At 70.5% G+C, this 20,646-nt stretch carries 21 protein-coding genes and 1 pseudogene; 12 read left to right on the forward strand and 10 right to left on the reverse strand.

Annotation, left to right across the window (positions count from 1 at the left end; translation table 11 throughout):
• Nucleotides 1-25: 25 nt before the first annotated feature.
• Complete coding sequence (locus tag M3Q35_RS05045; RefSeq protein ID WP_273940435.1) at nt 26-1,636, reverse strand: DUF885 domain-containing protein; 1,611 nt, start codon at nt 1,634-1,636, stop codon at nt 26-28.
• Between the two features lie 41 nt (nt 1,637-1,677).
• On the opposite strand from M3Q35_RS05045, the gene M3Q35_RS05050 reads away from it, so the two are divergent.
• Nucleotides 1,678-1,971: a hypothetical protein gene (locus tag M3Q35_RS05050; RefSeq protein WP_273940436.1), complete on the forward strand. Its 294-nt coding sequence runs from the start codon at nt 1,678-1,680 to the stop codon at nt 1,969-1,971.
• A 59-nt stretch (nt 1,972-2,030) separates the two neighbouring features.
• Here M3Q35_RS05050 and M3Q35_RS05055 read toward each other — a convergent pair whose 3' ends face one another.
• From M3Q35_RS05055 to M3Q35_RS05065, 3 genes are read right to left on the reverse strand one after another with little or no spacing between them, the layout of a single operon-like run.
• The gene (locus tag M3Q35_RS05055; protein WP_273940437.1) at nt 2,031-3,014 is read right to left on the reverse strand and encodes an alpha/beta hydrolase; all 984 of its coding nucleotides are present in this window, start codon (nt 3,012-3,014) and stop codon (nt 2,031-2,033) included.
• 13 nt (nt 3,015-3,027) lie between these two features.
• Complete coding sequence (locus M3Q35_RS05060) at nt 3,028-4,116, reverse strand: DUF1648 domain-containing protein (RefSeq protein WP_273940438.1); 1,089 nt, start codon at nt 4,114-4,116, stop codon at nt 3,028-3,030.
• Nucleotides 4,113-4,505 carry a GntR family transcriptional regulator gene (locus tag M3Q35_RS05065; RefSeq protein ID WP_273940440.1) on the reverse strand — a complete coding sequence of 131 codons (393 nt, stop codon included), beginning with the start codon at nt 4,503-4,505 and terminating at the stop codon, nt 4,113-4,115. Before M3Q35_RS05065 ends, M3Q35_RS05060 begins: the two co-directional genes overlap by 4 nt.
• Before the next feature lie 102 nt (nt 4,506-4,607).
• Here M3Q35_RS05065 and M3Q35_RS05070 point away from each other — a divergent pair, with 102 nt between their 5' ends.
• Nucleotides 4,608-5,186 (forward strand): GNAT family N-acetyltransferase, encoded by a 579-nt coding sequence (locus M3Q35_RS05070; RefSeq protein WP_273940441.1) that lies wholly within the window; start codon nt 4,608-4,610, stop codon nt 5,184-5,186.
• A gap of 32 nt (nt 5,187-5,218) precedes the next feature.
• Nucleotides 5,219-5,965 (forward strand): phosphotransferase family protein, encoded by a 747-nt coding sequence (locus M3Q35_RS05075; protein WP_273940442.1) that lies wholly within the window; start codon nt 5,219-5,221, stop codon nt 5,963-5,965.
• Nucleotides 5,966-6,006: 41 nt separating this feature from the next.
• Here the strand turns inward: M3Q35_RS05075 and M3Q35_RS05080 are convergent.
• Nucleotides 6,007-6,126: pseudogene (locus M3Q35_RS05080) on the reverse strand (SAM-dependent methyltransferase); the annotation flags it as partial.
• A gap of 49 nt (nt 6,127-6,175) precedes the next feature.
• Here M3Q35_RS05080 and M3Q35_RS05085 point away from each other — a divergent pair.
• The 7 genes from M3Q35_RS05085 to M3Q35_RS05115 all read left to right on the forward strand — a co-directional run bounded on the left by M3Q35_RS05085 (nt 6,176) and on the right by M3Q35_RS05115 (nt 11,667).
• Nucleotides 6,176-6,499 carry a hypothetical protein gene (locus tag M3Q35_RS05085; RefSeq protein ID WP_273940443.1) on the forward strand — a complete coding sequence of 108 codons (324 nt, stop codon included), beginning with the start codon at nt 6,176-6,178 and terminating at the stop codon, nt 6,497-6,499.
• A 125-nt stretch (nt 6,500-6,624) separates the two neighbouring features.
• Nucleotides 6,625-6,948: a hypothetical protein gene (locus M3Q35_RS05090; protein WP_273940444.1), complete on the forward strand. Its 324-nt coding sequence runs from the start codon at nt 6,625-6,627 to the stop codon at nt 6,946-6,948.
• A gap of 28 nt (nt 6,949-6,976) precedes the next feature.
• Entirely contained in the window at nt 6,977-7,897 is a 921-nt protein-coding gene (locus tag M3Q35_RS05095) for a phosphotransferase family protein (protein WP_273940446.1), read from the forward strand.
• Nucleotides 7,894-9,318 carry a DHA2 family efflux MFS transporter permease subunit gene (locus M3Q35_RS05100; RefSeq protein ID WP_273940447.1) on the forward strand — a complete coding sequence of 475 codons (1,425 nt, stop codon included), beginning with the start codon at nt 7,894-7,896 and terminating at the stop codon, nt 9,316-9,318. The genes M3Q35_RS05095 and M3Q35_RS05100 overlap by 4 nt, the downstream gene beginning before the upstream one ends.
• Before the next feature lie 63 nt (nt 9,319-9,381).
• A complete protein-coding gene (locus M3Q35_RS05105) occupies nt 9,382-9,843 on the forward strand; it encodes a GbsR/MarR family transcriptional regulator (protein WP_273940448.1) in 462 nt (153 codons plus the stop codon).
• Between the two features lie 57 nt (nt 9,844-9,900).
• Entirely contained in the window at nt 9,901-10,506 is a 606-nt protein-coding gene (locus tag M3Q35_RS05110; protein ID WP_273940449.1) for a TetR/AcrR family transcriptional regulator, read from the forward strand.
• A gap of 69 nt (nt 10,507-10,575) precedes the next feature.
• Nucleotides 10,576-11,667, forward strand: a complete 1,092-nt coding sequence (locus M3Q35_RS05115; protein ID WP_273940450.1) for an FAD-dependent oxidoreductase — start codon at nt 10,576-10,578, stop codon at nt 11,665-11,667.
• Here the strand turns inward: M3Q35_RS05115 and M3Q35_RS05120 are convergent.
• A complete protein-coding gene (locus M3Q35_RS05120; RefSeq protein WP_273940451.1) occupies nt 11,664-12,638 on the reverse strand; it encodes a COX15/CtaA family protein in 975 nt (324 codons plus the stop codon). The genes M3Q35_RS05115 and M3Q35_RS05120 overlap by 4 nt on opposite strands.
• 176 nt (nt 12,639-12,814) lie before the next feature.
• On the opposite strand from M3Q35_RS05120, the gene M3Q35_RS05125 reads away from it, so the two are divergent.
• Both M3Q35_RS05125 and M3Q35_RS05130 read left to right on the forward strand, forming a co-directional pair.
• Nucleotides 12,815-13,960, forward strand: a complete 1,146-nt coding sequence (locus tag M3Q35_RS05125) for a S53 family peptidase (protein ID WP_273940452.1) — start codon at nt 12,815-12,817, stop codon at nt 13,958-13,960.
• 139 nt (nt 13,961-14,099) lie between these two features.
• A complete protein-coding gene (locus tag M3Q35_RS05130) occupies nt 14,100-15,275 on the forward strand; it encodes a S53 family peptidase (protein WP_273940453.1) in 1,176 nt (391 codons plus the stop codon).
• Nucleotides 15,276-15,352: 77 nt separating this feature from the next.
• Here M3Q35_RS05130 and murJ read toward each other — a convergent pair whose 3' ends face one another.
• From murJ to mptB, 4 genes are all read right to left on the reverse strand, one after another.
• A complete protein-coding gene (gene murJ, locus M3Q35_RS05135) occupies nt 15,353-16,993 on the reverse strand; it encodes a murein biosynthesis integral membrane protein MurJ (protein ID WP_273940454.1) in 1,641 nt (546 codons plus the stop codon).
• A gap of 24 nt (nt 16,994-17,017) precedes the next feature.
• Nucleotides 17,018-17,731 (reverse strand): ABC transporter permease, encoded by a 714-nt coding sequence (locus M3Q35_RS05140; protein WP_273944258.1) that lies wholly within the window; start codon nt 17,729-17,731, stop codon nt 17,018-17,020.
• A gap of 71 nt (nt 17,732-17,802) precedes the next feature.
• Nucleotides 17,803-18,741, reverse strand: a complete 939-nt coding sequence (locus tag M3Q35_RS05145; RefSeq protein WP_273940455.1) for an ABC transporter ATP-binding protein — start codon at nt 18,739-18,741, stop codon at nt 17,803-17,805.
• 44 nt (nt 18,742-18,785) lie between these two features.
• Nucleotides 18,786-20,471 (reverse strand): polyprenol phosphomannose-dependent alpha 1,6 mannosyltransferase MptB, encoded by a 1,686-nt coding sequence (gene mptB / locus M3Q35_RS05150; RefSeq protein WP_273940456.1) that lies wholly within the window; start codon nt 20,469-20,471, stop codon nt 18,786-18,788.
• Between the last annotated feature and the right edge of the window lie 175 nt (nt 20,472-20,646).

Raw genomic sequence — 20,646 nt, forward strand, 5'->3', positions numbered from 1 at the left:
ACTCCTGTTCGATGGAAGTCGTACTTTAGCGCCAACCAGCGTGCTCCCCGGGTTGTTCCAACACCACCCGACGGGCCAGGCCCAGCGGCAGCGCGCCGGAGCCGGCGATGCGGTCGTGGAACTCCTTCAGGCTGCCGAGGCCGCGGGCCAGGAACTCGTTCCGGATCGCCTCGATCTCCATGGCCCCGGTCAGATAAGAAGGCGCCTGCGTCGGCCACGCGCAGTACCGGTCGACCTCACCCTTGGCCGTGCCGGCGGTCAGCGTGTACTTCGTGGTCATGAACTCCTCGGCCTGCGCCGGGGTCATGTCGCCGCAGTGCAGCTCGGTGTCCACGATGATCCGGGCCGCGCGGAACAGCCGGAAGTCCAGGTGCGCCAGCTCGTGCGCCGGGTCGGCGAAGTACCCCTGCTCGCGCATCATGTGTTCCGAGTACAGGCCCCAGCCCTCGGCGAAGTACGGGGTGCGGAACACCTTGCGGGCCGGTCGCGGATTGCCGGCGTGCCACGAGAAGTGCCAGTGGTGGCCGGGATACGCCTCGTGCACGGCCAGCGTCGGCAGCGACGCCCGGGAGTTGGTGCGCAGCCGCTGTTCCACCTGCTCCGGCGTGGCGTCATCCGGCGTGAACGGCACGAAGTGGAAGCCGACGCGGGACGTGGTCATCGCCGGCGGCGCGCCGTAGAAGGGGACGACGAACAGCGGCCGCAGGAACGACGGTGAGGGCACCACCTTGCACTCCTCGCCCTCGGCGAAGGTGACCAGGTCGTGGTCCTTGAGGAACTGCCGGGCCCGTTCCGTCTCCGTGGTCACGTCGGCCAGCAGCTCGTCCATGGACGCCGCGTGGTCGTCCTGGAACGTGCGCACCTTGGCCCGCCAGTCGCCGCCGGCCAGCTCCGTCGCCTCCGCGTCCAGCGCCTGCCAGGCGGCGACGCCCCTGGTCAGCAGCTCGCCCGCGCCGTAGCCGAGCAGCTCGCACTCGGTCAGCAGGGTCGAGTACAGCTTCTCGCCCATCCGCCAGTCGCCGATCGCCCGCTCGGCGAAGTCCGTCAGATAGACGGCCAGCTCTTCCGCCGCGTCCGCCGCTCGCGCACCCGCCTCGGCCATGCGCGCCCGGTCGCCTTCGTTCTCCACCGCCCCCGGCAGCACTTCCGTCAGGAAGGCGCGGGTCGTGCGCAACTGGTTGAGGGCTCGGCGGACGATCAGCGGCGACGCCTGCTCCACGTCCAGGTTCGCCCGGCAGGCCGCGTACACGCCCGGCAGTTCCTTCAGCCGGCTCAGCGCCGAGGCCACCAGCTCCGGCTCTGGTTGCAGGCGGTGTTGGAACGTGCCGAACAGGCCTTGCATCGGCAGGCCCACGTACAGCGCCGGGTCACGCCGCCAGGACGGCCAGTCCGCCATCGCCCGCTCTCGGCGTAGGTGCGTCAGCACCAGCTCGTGGTCGATCAGAGCACTGAAGTCCGTCGGCGGCCGCGCCTCCGTGAACCGCGCCAGCCACTGGTCGTGCTCCCGCTGCCGGGCCACGAACCCGTTCTCCGTGAAGTCGCCGAGCGTGCCCTCGTGCTCGGTGAGCCCCAGGCTCGCCGCCGCGATCGGATGGGCCGGCAGGTACCAGTCGAGAAATGAGGTAACGAGCGTCACTGCGCCCAATCTAGTCGCCTGCCTGGCCATATGCTCGGGTGATGTCCGAGTCGACCACCGTTGCACGCCGCGCCGTCTCCTCCGCCAAGGCCTTCGTCGCCGCCCACGGTCGTCCCACCCGCGCCATCGTCTCCCGCCTCGGCCGTGCCGGTGCCCGCGTCGTCCTCGTCGGCCACGACGGCGCCCTCGGCGACATCATCGTCCCCTCCGTTGAGGCCGGCGACGCCCTCGTCGCCACCACTGACCTGCACGCCGCCGAGTGGGACCGCGACACCACCGCCGCCGCCAAGATCGGCCCCCGCCACCGCCGCCGCATGGCCGCCCCGAAGGTCTGACGTATTAGCTGGGAAGGGGCTTTCCCGCACTCCGAGTGCGGGAAAGCCCCTTCCCACCTTCAGTGCTGTGCCCAGGGGCGGGCCCATTGGTGTAGCGCCGCGAGCAAGGCCGGGGCGAGCGGCTGGTTGTCGACGGGGCTGCCGGCCGGGTGGAAGAAGTGGTCGAGGCCGTCGAGGGTGACCAGGTGCTCGCCGTGCAAGGCGTCGAGCAGCGGCGGCAGGGTTGAACACGGGACGTTGGCGTCGGCGGTGCCGCAGGTGACGAGGATCCTTGTGCCGCGCGGGATCCGGCGGGCGACGTCGGGTGGGTAGATGGCGTCGTCGGCGCGGAGGAAGTCGCCCTGGGCTTCGAGCACCTGGAACAGCGAGGCGATGGACGGCAGCATGCCGGTGGTGCTGACGGGTCGACCGGCACGGTAGTCGGAGACCCAGGTCGCGATCAGTCCCTTTTGGACGGTGGCCTGGTCGGGCGGTAGGGCGGCGTCGAGCTGGGCGTCGACCTGCATGGCGATCATGTCGAGGATACGGCCGTCCTGCGGGGCCAACAGGGCGAGACCGGCCGGACGTGGCCACACGGAGGTGCCGACCAGCATGGCGTTCATGCCGCCCTCGCTGTGGCCCACGACGAGCATGGCCGACGGGTTCGTCTCGGGCTGCTGGCGCAAGGTCGCGTAAGCGGCGTCGGCCTGGCGGATGAAGACGCTGTAGTCGGTGCCGGCCGGCGGCAGGGTGCGGCTGGGACCGCTGCCGTACTTGTCGAAGCGGAACGTCATGATGCCGTCCTGCCCCAAGGCATCGGCGATCAGCGCCAAGGTGTTGGGTTGCAGGCCGGGAAGCTGGTTGCCGTTGCGATCGGTGGGACCGCTGCCTGGCAGCAACAGGGCGGCGGCCAGCCGGTCGCCGTGGCGGTGCGCGGGCACGTGCAGCGCGCCGTGCGCGGTGACGCCGTCCGACTGGAACGTGATCTCCCGGTCCACGGCGGCGACGCCGTTGGCGGGGGTGACGGTGGTGGCGACCAAGGCCGCGATTACCAAGCTGTGCACGGAAAATCTCCCCTCAGCGCAGGATGAGCGGCAGGAGCAGGCCGAGCGCGACGACCACGATCGTCAGGCTGGCGCAGGTGACCAGGGCGACCCGGTTGCCCACGTTGACCGTCCAGCCGAAGCCGAAGCGCCGCTGCACGAACCAGGACGGATCGTTGGCATTGCGGTAGAGGATGCCGCCGATCCAGTTGCTGTCATCGTCCCGATGGGACAGTCCGGTGTGCTCGTCGGGCTCGTGGTCGCGGTTGCGCCGCACGATGATCACGACCAGCAGTGCAACGCCGACCAGGATCGGGCCGAGCGTCAGCGGCACCAGCACGCCGACGTTGGACGAGCCGCTCCACATCGCCCAGTCGGTGGCCAGCAGACCCACGTTGATCAGCGTGGCCATGGCGATGAATCCCTTGCCCAGCCTCGTGATGAACTCCCGGTGTGCCCGCACCGACGCCGCCGGCCGAGCCGGGTCCACGTCGGCCGGGCCGCGGAACACCAGCGCTGCGATGCCGCACAGCAGCACCGTCAGGCCGGCTTGGATGAACACGACCGTGAACACGGTGCCGACCGACTTGGGTGCGTACCGGTTGGCCATGCCGTTGAGGTCGAAGTGCACCGGCATCGGATCCGGCAGGTCCGGGTAGCGGATCACGCCCAGCACCGCGCTGGCCGCGACCACCAGCGCCGGCAGCAGCAGCCAGGCCCACGGGAACTTCGGCGGGTCACTGCGCAGCGACGTGTCCGCCGTCACCGCTTGCCGCTTGCCCGCGAACCACTCGCCCTCGTCCTTCGCCGCCGTGATGCGTCGGTTGGCGCGGAAGTAGATCAGATACCAGGCGATGACCTGGGCCAGCACCGGCAGTGGCACCAGCGCCACGCCCGCCGCGTAGATCAGGCCGACGCCGACCGCCGCGATGATCACCCCCGTGATCAGCAGCGTCGTGCGGAAACGCCGGATCTCTTGCTGTATCACCGGGTCGTCCACCCGATCGTCCGGAACCCGGACGCCGAAGCGGACCGTCCGGGCCGACAGCGACGGCGTCAGCCAGGCCACGTAGAGCACCAGAGCCGTCAATACCAGATGCACCGCAACACCGGTCGTGGTCACGATGACTCATCCCCTTGTTGTTCGTCGAAGCCCGCCAGGACCGCTCGGCACGTCGCCAGCACGTCCGGCGCGGGCACCCCCTTCGCCACCGCTTCCGCCAGCAGCGTCCGCGCCCTGGCCGTCCAGTCGGCCAGGAACGCCTCGTCCGATGGCGTGGCCGCGACCACCGCCCCCGTCTTCCGGTTCAGGCGCACGAACCCCTGCTGCCGCAACAGGTCGTACGCCTTGTTCACCGTGTGGAAGTTGATCCCGAAGTCCGCCGCCAGCTGCCGCGTCGACGGCAGCGACTCCCCGTCCGGCAGCGTCCCCGCCGCGATCCCCTCCACGATGCGGTCCCGCAGCTGCTGGTAGATCGGCACGTCGCTGGACAGATCGAGGCTGATGATCACGTGACCCCCTCCCTTGGTGAGCTGTTGTAGTAGTTATAGAACAAAGCAACGCCGTCGGCAAGACCAGCCTTATTCGGTTGCCGGCGGCGCGAAGATCGACCCATGACCCAGCCCACGTTGCGTACCCAGCGGCTGACGCTCGTGCCGCTGACCGATGACCATCTGGAGTGGGAGATCGAGCTGGATTCCGACCCCGAGGTCATGCGCTACCTCACCGGTCGGGCGCTGACCCGGGCGGAAGCCGAGCAGGCTCATCACCGTCGCCTCGCCGCCGGGCGCAAGGAGCCCGGCCTGGGCTTCTGGGCCGGCTTCGCCGAGGACGGCTTCGTGGGCTGGTGGATTCTCCAGCCACCGCACGGGCCGGACCAGCCCGACGTCCCCGGTGAGGCCGATCTGGGCTACCGGCTGTTGCGCCGGCGTTGGCGTCAGGGCTACGCCAGCGAGGGCGCGCGGGAACTCATCCGCTACGGCTTCGCCGACCTGGGCCTCACCCGCATCCTGGCCCAGACCATGGCCGTCAACACCGCGTCACGGGCAACCATGGTCTCCGCCGGCCTCTCCTTCGCCCGCGCGTTCATCTCCGCCGAAACCTACGAAGACGTGATCGCCGGCGCCGAGCAAGGCGAAGTCGAGTACGACATCACCCGGGCCACGTGGCAGCAACGCCAATCCCCGCGATAAACACCGCGACGGCTGCCGTTGTCCCTTGCACAATGGCGGCCGTGGCGGAGATCGAGGTTGTGGTGGCGCATCAGGAGCGGGCGACGCTGCGGGTGGGCGAGGCGTTCCTGAAGATCGACACGGATGAGGGGCGGCTCGATCGGGAGGTGGCGGCGATGGAGCTGGCACCGGTGCCGACGGCGGAGGTGCTGTGGCGGAAAGGGCCGGTGCTGGCCCTCGGGGCGCTGAAGGGGAAAGAGCTGGGCATGCTGGGGGAGCCGTCGACGGCGTCGAGGCAGGCGTGGGAAACGGTGGGGGCGATGGCGAAGAGGCTGCACGAAGCGCCATTGCCGCCCTGGAAGTCGCGGAGCGCGGAGGAGATTGCCGCCGAACTGGACGTGGAATGCCATTGGCTGACGGCCAACGAGGTCCTGCCGGCTGAGTTGGTCAACCGCAACCGGGCGTTGGCGGAGACGGTGTTCAGGGAATGGACGCCGGTGTTCGTGCACGGGGACTTCCAGATCAGGCACGTGTTCGTGGACGGCGACGAGATCACGGGAGTGCTGGACTGGTCGGAAGGGGCGCAAGGGGATGCCTACGCGGATCTGGCGACCCTGACACTGGGGCACGAGGAACGCCTGCCGGAGGTGGTCGCGGGCTACGGCGGGGACGTGGACCGGGAGCTGATCCGGGCCTGGTGGTCGCTGCGCAGCCTGCTGGCGTCCCGTTGGCTGGTGCAGCACGGCTTCGACCCCTCGGCGCCGGGCTGCGAGTTCGACGTGCTGAAGGCCGTCAAATGATCAAGCGGCTTCCAGCCGGCGGTGGTGAAGGCTGGGCGGTGTATCTCGCCCCGCTCACGCAATGCCAACGACACCGGCCCGGCGCCGCAGCCGGCGTCGAGAATGCGACGGCCGGTCACATCCCCGGCCAGGTCCACGATTGCCGGCCGGGTGTAGTAGGCGCCATAAGCGATAACGGGGCGATACGGCGGCCGGCTAGCGTCCGGCGGCATGCGCAAACTCCTTCTGCTTCTGGTGTTTCCCCTGGTGCTGGCCAGCGGGGTGACCGCGGACGCGGCCACCGGCACGGTGCACTTCGTCGGGGGCAGCCACCCCGACCTGAAGAACCCGACGACCGGCAAGTGCTTCGACACCTCCACTCCGACCCCGGGACCGCGTGTCGTCGAGAACAACACCGACACCAAGCTGACGGTGTACCTCAACCCCACCTGCACCGCCGACGACAATTCCCGCGTCGTGGCCCCCGGCGGCTTCTACGCGGTCAGCGGCACCTGGTGGCCGATCGTCTACATCCGCTCGATCAAGGTGGGCTGACCGAGGAAGTCGACGCTCGGGACGGGCGACCGGCGCCACTTTTGTGACCGTGCAGGCGTTCCTCGCCGAACGTGAGAATGCCGCGCGATAACGCGGCGATACGGGGTCGGGCTAGCGTCGGGCAAATGCGCAAACTTGCTTTTCTCCTGGCCATTCCGCTGTTGCTGGGCACCGCCGCGACCGCCGACGCGGCGACCGGCACCGTGCACCTCATCGGCGGCAGCCACGCCGACCTCAAGAACCCCACGACGGGCCAGTGCGTCCAGCTCGCGCCGCCGTACCCGGGGCCGCGTGGCATCGACAACCACACCAACTCCACCGTGACGATCTACCTCAACAGCACCTGCACGAGCGACGACACCGCCCGGCTGGTGCCGCCCGGCAAGAGCTACGAGGTCAGCAGCACCTGGTACCCGATCATCTCCATCGTGACGCTCAAGGTCGGCTGACACCGCGGCGGCCGTCCACACTGGGCTGGTGGATTTCGACGAGATCGCGGCAGCCCTCGGGGGAGAAGTCGTCGACGTGCGCGTGCTGGCCGGCGGCTTCTCCCATCAGACCTCGTTGCTCACGTTGACCACCGGCCCCGTGGTCGTCCGGGTCGGCGGCACCGATCATGAGATCGAGGCGGCGGTCATGGCGGCTGCCGCCAGGGATGTCCCGGTGCCCGCGGTGCTGAAGATCCTGCCGACGGCGATGGTCTTGGAGTACGTCGAGGGCACCCCGTTGAGCGAGGTCCTCGACGGCGGCGCCGAACTGGGCGCGGAGGTCGGGCGGGTCGCGGCGGCGGTCGGCGCGGTGACCTTCGACCGTCCGGGCTTCTTCGCCGATGCCACCCTGACCGTCCAGCCGCAAATCCCGTGGTCTCAACAACTTTCCGAGTTCGCCGAGACCTGTATGGCGGCCGACACTCGGCTGGATGCGGCGACCCGCAAGGCGTGGACCGAGCTCTGCGCGGCCAACGCCCCGGCGTTGGCCGCGATCGACGGCGACGCCCGGCTGGTGCATGCCGACCTGAACCCCAAGAACATCCTCGTCGCCCGTGACGACGGCCGCTGGCGGGTTGCCGCCCTGCTCGACTGGGAGTTCAGCTTCGCCGGCTGCCCGTACGCCGACGCCGCCAACATGCTCCGCTTCGGGGCCGACTACCCGGTCGACTTCGTCGACGGCTTCACCGCCGCCTTCGCCGAGCATCTCCCCGCCGGCCCGGACTGGCGGCACCTCGGCCGGGTGCTGGACATGTTCGCGCTGAGCGACCTCGTCACCCGTCCCGCCGGCCACCCGGTCGCCGACCGGGCAGCACTGGAGATCCGCCGCTGGGTCGCCCAGGACCGCACCCACTCCTTCGGCTGGTCCGCCGACGGCGTCCTGCTGGCTAAGGTGCCAGACGAGGGATGACCGGAGGGGGAGCCTTGCCGCAGCTGAGCCAGAAGATCGTCGTGCCCGTGGTGTACGTCGCAGCGGTGTTCATGTCGATCCTGGACAGCACGGTGGTCAACGTGACCCTGCCGGTGATCGCCCGCCGCTTCGACGTGCAGCCGGAGCAGGGGCACGCGGTGGTCGTCGGCTACCTGCTCAGCCTGGCGGTGTTCATGCCGGCCTCGGGCTGGCTGGCCGACCGGTTCGGCGCGAAGCGGGTGTTCCTGGCGGCGCTGGCGGTGTTCGTGGCGGCCTCGGGACTGTGCGGCCTGGCCCAGAGCCTGCCGGAACTGGTGCTGTTCCGAGTGGTGCAGGGCGCGGGCGGCGGCCTGCTGGTGCCGGTGGGCATGACGATGATGCTGCACGCCTTCCCGCCGATCGAACGCATGAGCGTGACCCGCCTGACCAACCTGGTCACGATCATCGCGCCGGCCTCGGGACCGGTGCTGGGCGGCCTGCTCACGGTCCGGCTGTCCTGGCGGTACGTGTTCCTGGTGAACATCCCGATCGGGGTGCTGGCCTTCCTGTTCGGGCTGCTGTTCCTGACCGCGACCGGGCCCACCACGGCCGGCCGCTTCGATGTGCGGGGATTCCTGTTGTCGGGCTTCGGTTTCGCCGCGGCGATGTACGCATTGAGCGAGGGCCCGGACCGGGGCTGGACCCGTCCGGACGTGATCGCCGGCGGCCTGCTCGGCCTGACGATGCTGATCACCTTGGTCCGCGTCGAACTGCGCACCGACGGACCCCTGCTGAACCTGCGATTAGTGGGCAACCGGCCGTTCCGCACGCACGGCGCGGTGACGGTGCTGAACTCGGCGGCGTTCCTTGGCGTGCTCTACCTCATGCCCCAGTTCCTGCAGACGGTCCGCGGCTTCGATCCGCTCGAATCCGGTCTGACGACGTTCCCCGAGGCGCTGGGCGTGGTGCTCTGCGTACAGTTCGTGGCCCGGATCTATCCCCGGGTCGGCCCGCGCCGGCTCCAGCTGCCCGGCCTGCTCGGGCTGGCCGTCGTGATCGCCGGCATGGCGTTGACCGGCATCGACACGCCTCGGTGGGCGATCATTGCCCTGATGTTCATGGCTGGCGTGAGTGTGGGCTTCGTGTTCCTGCCGACGCAGACCGCCGCGTTCGCGACCGTGCAGAAGGAGGAGCTGGGCCAGGCCTCCGCCCTGTACAACGTGGGCCGGCAGCTCGGGGCAGCCGGCGGCGTGGCCGCGCTGAGCAGCGTCGTTGCCGCCCTCAGCTCGGCCGGGGACGGTCCCGGCCCGTTGGCCTACCGAGTCGCGTTTTTCACCGCCGCCACGCTCGCGCTGTTTGCCGCGGCCATCGCGGTCACCACTCGAGACGCCGACGCGGCGGCGACCATGAAACCGCGTGAGCGTGTCGCCGACCGCGGTTAGCTGCTACCTCCTACACTGGGGCTTCAGTGCCGATTGAAGTTGATCGGCGGGGAGGGGTGGGGCATGGCGACGCAGAGCCAGCTGTCGGCGTGGATCGAGCGCATGGCGGCGCACTTCGTGCCGGAGGGCATTCCGCTGATCGGCGGGCGGATCCTGGCCTACCTGCTGGTGTGCGACCCGGTCGAGCGCACCGCCGCCGAGCTGTCCGAGGAGCTGGAGGCCAGCAGCGGCTCCATCAGCACCAACGTCCGGCTGCTCATGCAGCTCGGCGTCGTCACCAAGACCACGCGGCGCGGTCGGCAGGCGGCCGAGTACAAGCTCAACGAGCAGGGCTGGAACGACATGATCGACCGGCGGCTGCGCGCACTGGCCGGCACCCGCGAGCTGACGGCCGCCGGCCTGCGCCTGCTCAGCGGCGATCCGCAGCGCGCGCAGCGGCTGCGCAACATCGACGAGATGTACGGCTGGCTGGCCGACGAGCTGCCGGGCGTCTGGGAGCGCCGTCCGGTCCCACCCCGCACCTGAAACTTTTAGCCTGCCAAAACTTTGGCACTCCCAAAATATATCCGCTAGTCTGGTCGCATGGCCGGGCTCAGGGAGCGGAAGAAGGCGCTGACGCGCCAGCACATCGTCGAGACCGCCGCGCGCCTGTTCGGCGAACGCGGCTACGACCAGGTGTCGATCGTCGACGTGGCGCGGGCGGCGGAGGTGTCGGACCAGACCGTCTACAACTACTTCCCGGCCAAGCAGGACCTCGTGCTCGACCGGGCCGAGGAGTACAGCCGGCGTTATCCGCAGCTGGTGCGCGACCGGCCGGCCGGCGTCAGCCCGGCCCAGGCTTTGCGCGTCATCGCCGAGGCCGACCTGGACCGACATCGCCGCGTGACGCCCGAGCAGACGCGCGGTGAGCTGCCGGCGATCTCCGCCAGCAGCCCCACGATCCGCCGCTACGTCCTCGAAATGCGGGACAACCACGCCGACGCCGTGGCCGAGGCCATCGTCGAGACCACGCCGGGCGTGCATCCCGCCGTCGCTCGGGTGCACGGCGCGGCGATCATGAAGGCCCTCCAGCTGATGACCGACCGTCTCGGTCAGGCCGTGCTCGCCGGCGTACCGAACGACGTCGTGGCCGACGAGCTGACGCCCGTCGTCGCGGCCATGTTCGACGACCTCGACCGGCACTTCTAAGCCCTGGCAACCAGTCGCGCCGTTCCGCGGGACGGCGCTCTCCACCGTGCCCGAAAATGGAGAACTCCCATGCACGTCACGATCATCGGCGCCGGACTCGGCGGCCTCACCCTGGCCCGTGTCCTGCACGTCAACGGCATCGCGTCCACCGTCTACGAGGCCGAGTCCTCGCCGACCGCCCGTGCCCAGGGCGGCATGCTCGACATCCACGACCACAACGGTCAGATCGCCGTCGAGGCCGCCGGTCTGATGACCGAGTTCCGCCAGCACGTCCTCGAGGGGCGGCAGGCGATGCGGATCATCGACCCGGACGGCACCGTCCTGTTCGAGCAGGACGACGACGGCACCGGCGGCCGTCCCGAGATCCAGCGCGCCGACCTGCGCCAGATCCTGCTCGACTCGCTGCCCGACGGCACGGTCCAGTGGGGCCGCAAGGTCGAGCGGGCCGATGCCGACAAGGTGACGTTCGACGACGGCAGCACGGTCTCCGTTGACGTGCTGGTCGGCGCGGACGGGGCCTGGTCGAAGGTGCGGCCGCTGCTGTCCGAGGCCACGCCGGAGTACGCGGGTTCGGCGTTCGTCGAGACGTACCTGTACCACGCCGACACCGAGCACCCGGCCGCCGCGCAGATGGTCGGCGGCGGCTCGATGATGGTTCCGCAGCGGGGCACGGAGATCCACGCCCACCATGAGAGCGGCGACACCCTGCACACCTACGTGGTGCTCAACCGGAGCATGGAGTGGTTCGGCGCCATCGACTTCAGCGACAACGCCGCCGCGACCGAGCGGATCGCCGCGGAGTTCGACGGCTGGGCCCCGGCCCTCAGGTCCTTGATCACCGATGGTGACACGCCGCTGGTCTTCCGCCCGCACCACAAGCTGCCGACTGGGCACAGTTGGGACCGTGTGCCGGGCGTGACGCTGGTCGGCGACGCCGCGCACCTCACGCCGCCGAACGGCGAGGGTGCGAACCTGGCGATGCTGGACGGGGCCGAGCTGGGCCTGGCCCTCGCGGCGAACCCGGACGACGTCGAGGCGGCGCTGGCCGCCTACGAGGCCACGATGTTCGCCCGCAGCGCCGAGGTCGCGGCCGAGACCGACTCGGCCAAGGATCTGACGCTGGAGGAGATGCTGACGTTCTTCAAGCAGGCCAGGGACTAGCGGGCGGCCAGCTCCGGCTCCTCCGCCGCGACCGGCTCGGCGGCCACGAACACCGGCGCGGGACCGCGGTCGCGGCTGGCGGTCCACAGCGAAGCGCCGGCGATGAGCACCAAGGTCGCGCCGAGCACGTGGACCAAGACCAGGATGTCCGGCACACCGGTCCAGTACTGGACGAGGCCGACGAGACCCTGGGCCAGGACCACGCCGACCAAGGTCCAGTAGCGGCGCCACTGCACGGCGGTGGCGTCCTTGATCCGCAGGCCGAAGCCCAACGCGAGCAACGAGCCGATGAGCAGGAACACGAGGTCGGCGTGGATCTGGGCGAGGGTGGACACCGGAATGTCGAGTCGTGGCGTCTTGATGTCGCCGGCGTGCGGACCGGCGGCGGTGACCAAGGTGCCGGCGATGAGGATGACGCCGACGGTGATGGCCTGGACCAGCTGGAGAGTCAACAACGGCCGGGGAAGCAGCGCTCGCGGCTTCTCGTCACCCTCGCCGACGGCACGGAACAGCAACACGGCCAACCAGATCAACGGCATGGAGGCCAAGAAGTGCGGGGCGACGCTCCACCACTGGAGTCCGGTGAGGACGGTCATACCGCCGATCACGGCCTGCGCCACCACACCCAGCGGCATCATCAGCGCCAACACGGTGACCCGACGACGCCTCGGCTTCGCGAACAGGGCCATCAACACGCACAGCGCGGACACCACGCCGAGCCCGCCGCCGAGCAGCCGGTTGCCGAACTCGATCCACTGGTGCACCTGCCCGCCGACGGGATCGGCGACCGGCACGAGGCTGCCGGGCTGGCACTGCGGCCACGTGGTGCACCCGAGCCCGGACTCGGTGACCCGCACGACGGCCCCGGTGACGGCGATGCCGGCCTGTCCGACGACCGCGGCCCCGGCGATGAAGCGCTGCACGGCGCGACTGGGGGCGGGGACGCGGGACAGCAGCGAGGGGGTTGACACGACTCGATGGTAGGACCGCGGCCATCGCCGCCCGGCACCGGCCCGTTTGTCCGAAAGCAGGGGTGGGGTGATCGGAGGAGAGGGTTTTCCCGCATTGGCTGTCCGGAACCGCGTGGTTACGTTCAGGTAGCGCCCCACCGGGCGTTGTCACCCCCACACCCTGCGTGGAGGTCCCTGTGAAACTCCTGTCCCTGCTGGCTGCCGCAGCGATGGCGGCCACGGCGCTGGCCACCGCCGGCACCGCGACGGCGGCACCCACCGTCACCACGGTGCACTCCTGCGCCGCGAAACCGGCCCCCGGCTACGCGGCCTGTACGGCGCTGCGCCGCACCGACGCCGGAGCGAAGTCGTTCGGCCCGCTCGTGTCCGGCCTCAGCCCGGCCAACCTGGCGTCGGCCTACAAGTTGGGCGCGGGCGGCTCGGGCAAGACGGTCGCGATCGTCGATGCCTACGACGACCCGAACGCCGAGAAGGACCTGGCCACCTACCGGTCGAACTTCGGCCTGCCGGCCTGCACGACGGCCAACGGCTGCTTCAAGAAGGTCAACCAGACCGGCGGCACCAGCTACCCGACCGGCGACACCGGCTGGAGCGAGGAGATCTCGCTCGACATCGACATGGTGTCGGCGGTCTGCCCGAGCTGCCACATCCTGTTGGTGGAGGCCACTTCTCCCTCGTACGCCAACCTCGGCACCGCGGTGAACACCGCGGTCCGGCTGGGCGCGACGGCGGTCTCCAACAGCTACGGCGGCGGCGAGTCCTCGGCCGAGACCAGCTACGACACCTACTACAACCACCCGGGCGTGGCCATCACGGTCAGCTCCGGTGACTCCGGCTACGGCGTCGAGTACCCGGCCGCCTCCCGGTATGTAACAGCTGTCGGCGGTACGCATCTTACGTCCGGCGGAGGCACCCGCGGCTGGACCGAAACGGCGTGGAGCGGCGCGGGTTCGGGCTGCTCGGCCTACGAGCCGAAGCCGTCCTGGCAGCACGACACCAGCTGCACCCGCCGCACGGTCGCGGACGTGTCCGCGGTGGCCGACCCGGCCACCGGTGTCGCGGTCTACGACACCTACGGCGAGTCGGGCTGGCTGGTCTTCGGCGGCACCAGCGTCGCGTCGCCGATCATCGCCTCGGTGTACGCGCTGTCCGGCAACGTCAGCGGCGTGCCGGCCTCGCTGGCCTACGCCAACACCGGGTCGCTGTTCGACGTGACCAGCGGCTCCAACGGCAGCTGCGGCGGCACCTACCTGTGCACCGCCAAGGCCGGCTACGACGGGCCGACCGGCCTGGGTACGCCGAACGGCACAGGGGCCTTCTGACAGGAGACGCCGGGCGGGGTCACCCCGCCCGGCGTTTTGTCGTTTTCGGCCAAGGGTTCCTGCGTTGAGCGTATTGGCGCGCGGTGACCGGGTGCCTACCGTCGGGGAGCTTCGTCCCGCTCTCCGTGTGGAGGTATCGGTGACCAAGAAAGTCCTGACCATCCTTGCCGTCGTCGCGCTGTGGGCCGGCGTGTCGGCGCTCAGCGGCCCGGCCCAGGCCCAGACCCAGAACCCGTCCACCATCACCACCGCCCGGTCGTGTGCCGAGACGCCCGCGCCGGGCTTCGCGGCGTGCAAGGCGTTGGTGCGCACCGATGCCGGGGCGCGCTCGTTCGCCCCGGCGGCCCCGGCCGGGCTGTCCCCGGCCAACCTGAAGTCCGCGTACAAGCTGGGCGCCGGCGGCGCCGGCCTCACCGTCGCCATCGTCGACGCCCAGGACGACCCCAAGGCCGAGTCCGACCTGGCGGTCTACCGCTCCACCTTCGGGCTGCCGGCCTGCACGACGGCCAACGGCTGCTTCAAGAAGGTCAACCAGAACGGCGCGGCGAGCCCGCTGCCGGCCGGCAACACCGGCTGGGCCGAGGAGATCTCGCTCGACCTCGACATGGTGTCGGCGATCTGCCCGAGCTGCCACATCCTGTTGGTGGAAGCCACTACCGCGTCCATCAACAACCTCGGCACCGCGGTCAACACCGCCGTGCGCCTCGGCGCCGTCGCGGTCTCCAACAGCTACGGCGGCGCGGAGTTCTCGACCGAGACCTCGGCCGACTCCTTCTACAACCACCCCGGTGTGGCGATCACCGTCAGCTCCGGTGACTCCGGCTTCGGCGTCGAGTACCCGGCTGCTTCTCGGTTCGTAACAGCCGTCGGCGGTACGCATCTTACGGCCGGTGGAGGCACCCGCGGCTGGACCGAAACCGCCTGGAGCGGCGCGGGTTCCGGCTGCTCGCGGTTCGAGGCCAAGCCGACCTGGCAGCACGACACCGGCTGCGCCCGGCGCACCGTCGCCGACGTGTCCGCGGTGGCCGACCCGGCGACCGGCGTGGCCGTCTACGACACGTACAACGTCGGCGGCTGGCTCGTGTTCGGCGGCACCAGCGTGGCCGCGCCGGTCATCGCCGGCGTCTACGCCCTGGCCGGGCGTCCGGCGGCCGGCAGCAACCCGGCATCGCTGGCCTACTCGCACACCGGGTCGCTGTTCGACGTGACCAGCGGCTCCAACGGCAGTTGCGGCGGCAGCTACCTGTGCACCGCGAAGGCCGGCTACGACGGCCCGACCGGCCTCGGCACCCCGAACGGCACCGGCGCGTTCTGACCCCAACGCAGGGAAGGACGCCTTACCTGCATCCCATGCAGGTAAGGCGTCCTTCCCTGCATCAGCGCCGGACCAGCTCAGCGCCGAACAAGGGACGTGATCTTGTCGAGCGCGGGCTTCAGCTCGTGCACCCGCAGCAGGGCCATCATGCCGAACGCCGCGAGCAGCCCCAGAATCCCGCCCACGATCAGGGAAGTGAACGCGCCGAGGGCGCCGTGGATGCCGCCCGGGATGTAGGTTCGCACGCCGAGTTCAACCACCAGGGCCACGGCCGCGCCCCACACGGCGGCGACCGCCACCTTGACGTACGTGCGGACCACGCGCCGGCTGCCCAGCCGCCCGAAACGCTTGCGCAGCCACAGTTCGCCGACCAGCACGCCCAGCGTGAAGCAGATGGCGTCGGAGAAGGTGAGCCCGAACACGACCTGGCTGGGCGGCAGCAGCTGGGCGGCCAGCAGCACCACCGGCACCTTCAACGTGATCATCACCGCGTTGATCAGGGTCGGCGTGCGGGAATCCTTCATCGCGTAGAACACGCGCATCTGCAACATGGTCAGCGCGTACGGCAGCAGCCCGAAGGCCGAGGCGGTGATGGCCAGGCCGAGGCGCGGGGCGTCCGAGCCGCCCTTGCCGAACACGGTGATGGCCACGGCCAGCGCCGGCCCGAGCACGGTCATCAGGGCGCTGATCGGCGCGAGCATCACCGCCGACATCCGGCTGCCCAGCGACAGGTCGTCCAGCAGCGCCGGGATGTTCTTGGTGGCGGCGGCCTTGCTCATCCGCGGCATGATCGCGGTCAGCAGCGACACGCCGAGCACGCCGTACGGCATCTGCACCAGCAGCCACGAGTACGTGTAGATGGTGATGCTGCCGGGCGCGGCGTTCGTGCCGACGCGGGTGATCGTGATGTAGCCGATCTGGCTGACCACCACATAACCGATGACCCACAGCGCCAGGCCGCCGAACTCGGACAGCCGCTTGTCCCAGCCCCACACCCAGCGCGGCCGGTAGCCGCTGCGCAGCAGCGGCGGGATCAGCACGGCCGCCTGGATCACGATGCCGAGCGTGGTGCCGGCGCCCAGCACCAGCAGCTTGAGGTCGGTGATGTGCACCGGGTTGGTGGCGATGTCACCCGGCAGCACGAAATACGCGCCGATGGTCAGCAGCAGCGTCACGTTGTTCAGCACCGGCGCCCACGCCGGGGCGGCGAACACGTTGCGGGTGTTGAGGATCGCGCCCAGCATGGCGAACAGGCCGTAGAACAGGATCTCCGGCAGCAGCAGGTACGCGAACGCGGTCACCAGCGCCGGATTGCCGTTGCCGCTGCTGCTGTCCACGAACAGCTTGGTCAGCAGCGGCGCGGCGGCGACCGCGAGCACGGTCATGCCCAGCAGCATGGTCAGGCTGACGGTGAGCAGCCGGTGCGTGTACTCCTGGCCGCCGTCCGGGTCCTCGTGCCGGGCCCGCACCAGCAGCGGCACCACCACGCTCGTCAGCACGCCGCCGAGGAGCAGCTCGTAGATGATGTTCGGCACGGTGTTGGCCACCGTGTACGAGTCGTTGATGGCGCCGGCGGACAGGCCGATGACGGCGCCGAGCAACAGCTTCGATACGAAGCCCGTGATGCGGCTGACCAGGGTGGCGACGGCCATCGAGCCGCTGGCCCTTGCCAGCGACGGCTCTTCTTCTTGGTTCTGGTCCACAGTAGTCGTGCTCAACTTGGGGGTTTGCCCTCTCGGGGGTCAGGTCAGCCGGGTGGTCCTGGTGGCGATGCCGCCCGCGGCGGCCGCCCAGATGATCAATACCAGCACCGGTTGCCAGCCCGGCGGCCCACCCTGGGTCAGCACGGTGTGCAGCCCCTCGGCCAATGCTCCGGACGGCAGCAGCTCGGCCACGACGCCCAGCCCGTCCAGCTGGCTCGGCGGCAGCGCGATGCCGCCGGCCAGCAACAACACGAACCACACGATGTTGGCCACCGCCAACACGATCTCGGCCCGCAGCGCGCCACCCAGCAGCACGCCCAGCGCGCCGAACGCGAACGTGCCGAGCAGCACCATCACGATCGCCCAGCCGATGCCCGACACGGCGGGCGACCAGCCCAGCAGAGCCGCCACCCCGCCCAGCACGACGACCTGGATGGCCACCACGGCCAGCGCCGCCAGCACCCGGCCGGCGCCGATCAGCCAACGCGGGATTGCCGTGGCGGCAAGGCGTTTGAGCACGCCGTAGCGGCGGTCGAAGCCGAAGGCGATGGCCTGCCCGGTGAACGCCGAGGACATCACGGCCAGCGCGAAGATGCGCGGCGTCAGCTCGTTCACCCGCGGCTCGGCCAGCGGCACGATCTTCAGCAGGGTCAGGCCGATCAGCAGGGCCAACGGGATCAGCAGGGTCAGCAGCACCTGCTCGCCGTGCCGCAGCGCCAGCGCCACCTCGGTGCGGGCCTGCGTCAGCAGCATCCTGCCGAGCTTGCCGCGGCCCGGGGCGGGCGTGAAAGCACCGGGGGAGAACGCCCGGGGGCTTGATGCTGTCACGAGCGCAGCTCCCGTCCGGTCAGCTCCAGGAACACGTCTTCCAGGCTGCGCCGGGCCACCCGGAGCTCCTCGGCCAGCACGCCCTGCTGCGCGCACCAGGCCGTCACCGTGGACACCACCTGTGGGTCGATACAGCCGGCCACCAGGTACGAGCCGGGGCCGACCTCGTCCACCTTCAGGTTCTCCGGCAGCGCGTCGACCAGCAGCCGGGTGTCGAGGCCCGGACGGGCCCGGAACCGCAGCTGCTGCTCGGCCGGGCCGCTGCTGGTCAGCTCGTGCGGGGTGCCGGCGGCCACCACCTGCCCGTGGTCGACGATCACGACCTGGTCGGCCAGCGTCTCCGCCTCGTCCATCAGGTGCGTGGTCAGCAGCACGCCGACGCCGTCGTTACGCAGCGCCTGCACCAGGTCCCAGACCAGGCGGCGGGCCTGCGGGTCCAGGCCGGCGGTCGGCTCGTCCAGGAACACCAGCTCGGGCCGGCCGACCAGCGCGCAGGCCAGCGACAGCCGCTGCTGCTGCCCGCCGGACAGCCGCTTGTACGGGGTTCGGCGCACGGCCGTCAGACCGAGGACGTCCAGCAGCCAGGCGGGATCCAGCGGCGTGGCCGCGCAGGCCGCCACCAGCCGCAGCATCTCCTCGGTGCGCACGCCGGGATAGGCGCCGCCGCCCTGCGGCATCACGCCGATACGGGCCCGCAGCTCGGCGCCCTCACGGACGGGGTCGAGGCCGAGCACCCGCACCGTGCCGCCGTCGGGGCGCAGGAAGCCCTCGCACAGCTCGACGGTGGTGGTCTTGCCGGCGCCGTTCGGGCCGAGCAGGGCGAGCACGGTGCCGCGGTCCATCCGCAGGTCCAGGCCGTTCACCGCGACGGTGGACCCGTAGCGCTTGAGCAGGCCCGACACCTCGACAGCCGGGGTGGTCGGGGTGGCGGTCACAGCGATCGAGCCTAGGGGGTGGCTCGCGTGCAGGCTCGTGGGGCTCATCCGAGCTTGCCGGCGGTGGCGGGGGTCACTAGGGGTTCACCTCGGGGTTCGCGTTCGGGGAGTTTGCCCCGAACCAGCAACAGCAGCAGGCCGACCAGGATGAGGGCGGCGACCGCGGCGGTGGGGATGAGGAAGGCGCGGCCGTCGAACGTGGCCCCGGTCGGCGGGGTGACCAGGGCGATCAGCGCGCTGAACACCGTGACCCAGAACCGGAAACGCCGGCTGCACTTGGCCGCGGCCAGCGGAATGATCGCCCACAGCGGGTACCAGGGCTGCACCACCGGGCCGAGCACGTTGAACCAGACCAGGAACAGGCCCAGCCCGGCCAGCGCCGACAGGTGGCCGCGGTAGGACCGCCAGAGCAGGAACACGCCGGAGCAGGCGAAGCCGACCCAGCCGATCGCCCGGGCCGCGCCGACGGTGGCGTCGATGTGCTGGCCCAGCTGGAACAGGATGCCGAGGCCGATACCGCCCAGCGCGACCAGCGTCACCGGGGACAGCCAGGTGATGATGATCGTGCCGCCGTTGAGCGTCTTCAGCCAGCCCCAGCCGAGGCCGCTGGCCACCGTGATCAACGTCATCACGACCACGCCGACCACCAGCATCGCGCCGGCCGCCTTGAGCAGCTGGGGCAGGCCGCCGCCCCAGCGCCGGGCGATCATCACGCCGACGAAGCCCAGCGCGACCAGCGCCAGGATCTTGACGCCGCCGCCCATGGTGATCAGGGTCGCGCCGGCCAGGATGCCGACGATCTCCTCCCGGGACCACGGCGGTATCGGATCACCGGGGGCGATCCTGGGCAGCTTGCTGATCGCCACCTGGAAGCCGGCCAGCATCAGGCCGATGGCCAGCGCCTCGTTGTGCACGCCGACGACCAGGTGGAAGACCACGAGCGGGTTGGCCGCGCCGAGCCAGATGGCCGACACCGGCGGCACGTGGAAGCGGCGGGCCAGCCGGGGCAGGGCCCACACGATCAGGCCCAGCCCGACCAGCGCCAGCACCCGCTCCAGCAGGATGCCGACCACGATGTTGTCGCCGGCGATGGCGGTGATCGGCCGGCCGAGGGTGAGGAACAGCGGTCCGTACGGGGAGGGCGTGTCCCGCCACAGCGTCGGCACGTTGCGGGCCAGCAGGTTGTCCGGGCCCAGCGCCTGGGCCGCGCCGACCGTGTACGGGTCGAGGCCGTGCGAGACCACCGAGCTCTGCGCCAGGTAGCTGTAGACGTCCTGGCTGAACATCGGCGGCACCAGGATCAGCGGGATCGTCCACATCACCAGCGTGCGGTCCATCTGCGCCCGGGACAGCACGCGGGGGCGGCCCGGCCAGACCAGCCGGCCCAGCCACAGCCAGGCCAGCACCATCATCAGCATGCCGGAGAAGGCGCTGGCCATGGCCACCGTCGGGATGCGGGCGAAGACCCCGAGGATGGGCGTGTCGAGCAGCGGGTTGATCGTCGGCGACGCGCCCGCGCCGAGGCCGCCGCAGGCCAGCAGCAGCGAGCCGATGGTGCCGAAGCGCCGGATCACCTGGAGCTGGCCGCGTTCGGTCCGGTCCAGCCGCAGCGGCGTCGCGTCGCCCGGGATCGACCCGGCCGGCGCGGTCTCGCCGACCGACCCGGTCACCAGCTCGCGGATCCTGACCGCCGAGCCGGTCCGCAGCTCTCGCAGTTTGGCGGCCAACACCCCGGCAGCCTACCGAGGCCCGCGTGAGCCCCCCGTTCCGGCACATGCGGTCCGCACTTGCCGCTTGGAGGCACATGCGGTCCGGATGTGCCGCAGGGAGGCAAGTATGGCGCGCATGTGACATTCAGACGGCGGTGCCTGTCACCCGGATGGGTGTGAAGCGGGTCACTAAGCG

It is taken from the genome of Kutzneria chonburiensis (genome assembly GCF_028622115.1).
GTDB classification, from domain to species: Bacteria; Actinomycetota; Actinomycetes; order Mycobacteriales; family Pseudonocardiaceae; genus Kutzneria; species Kutzneria chonburiensis.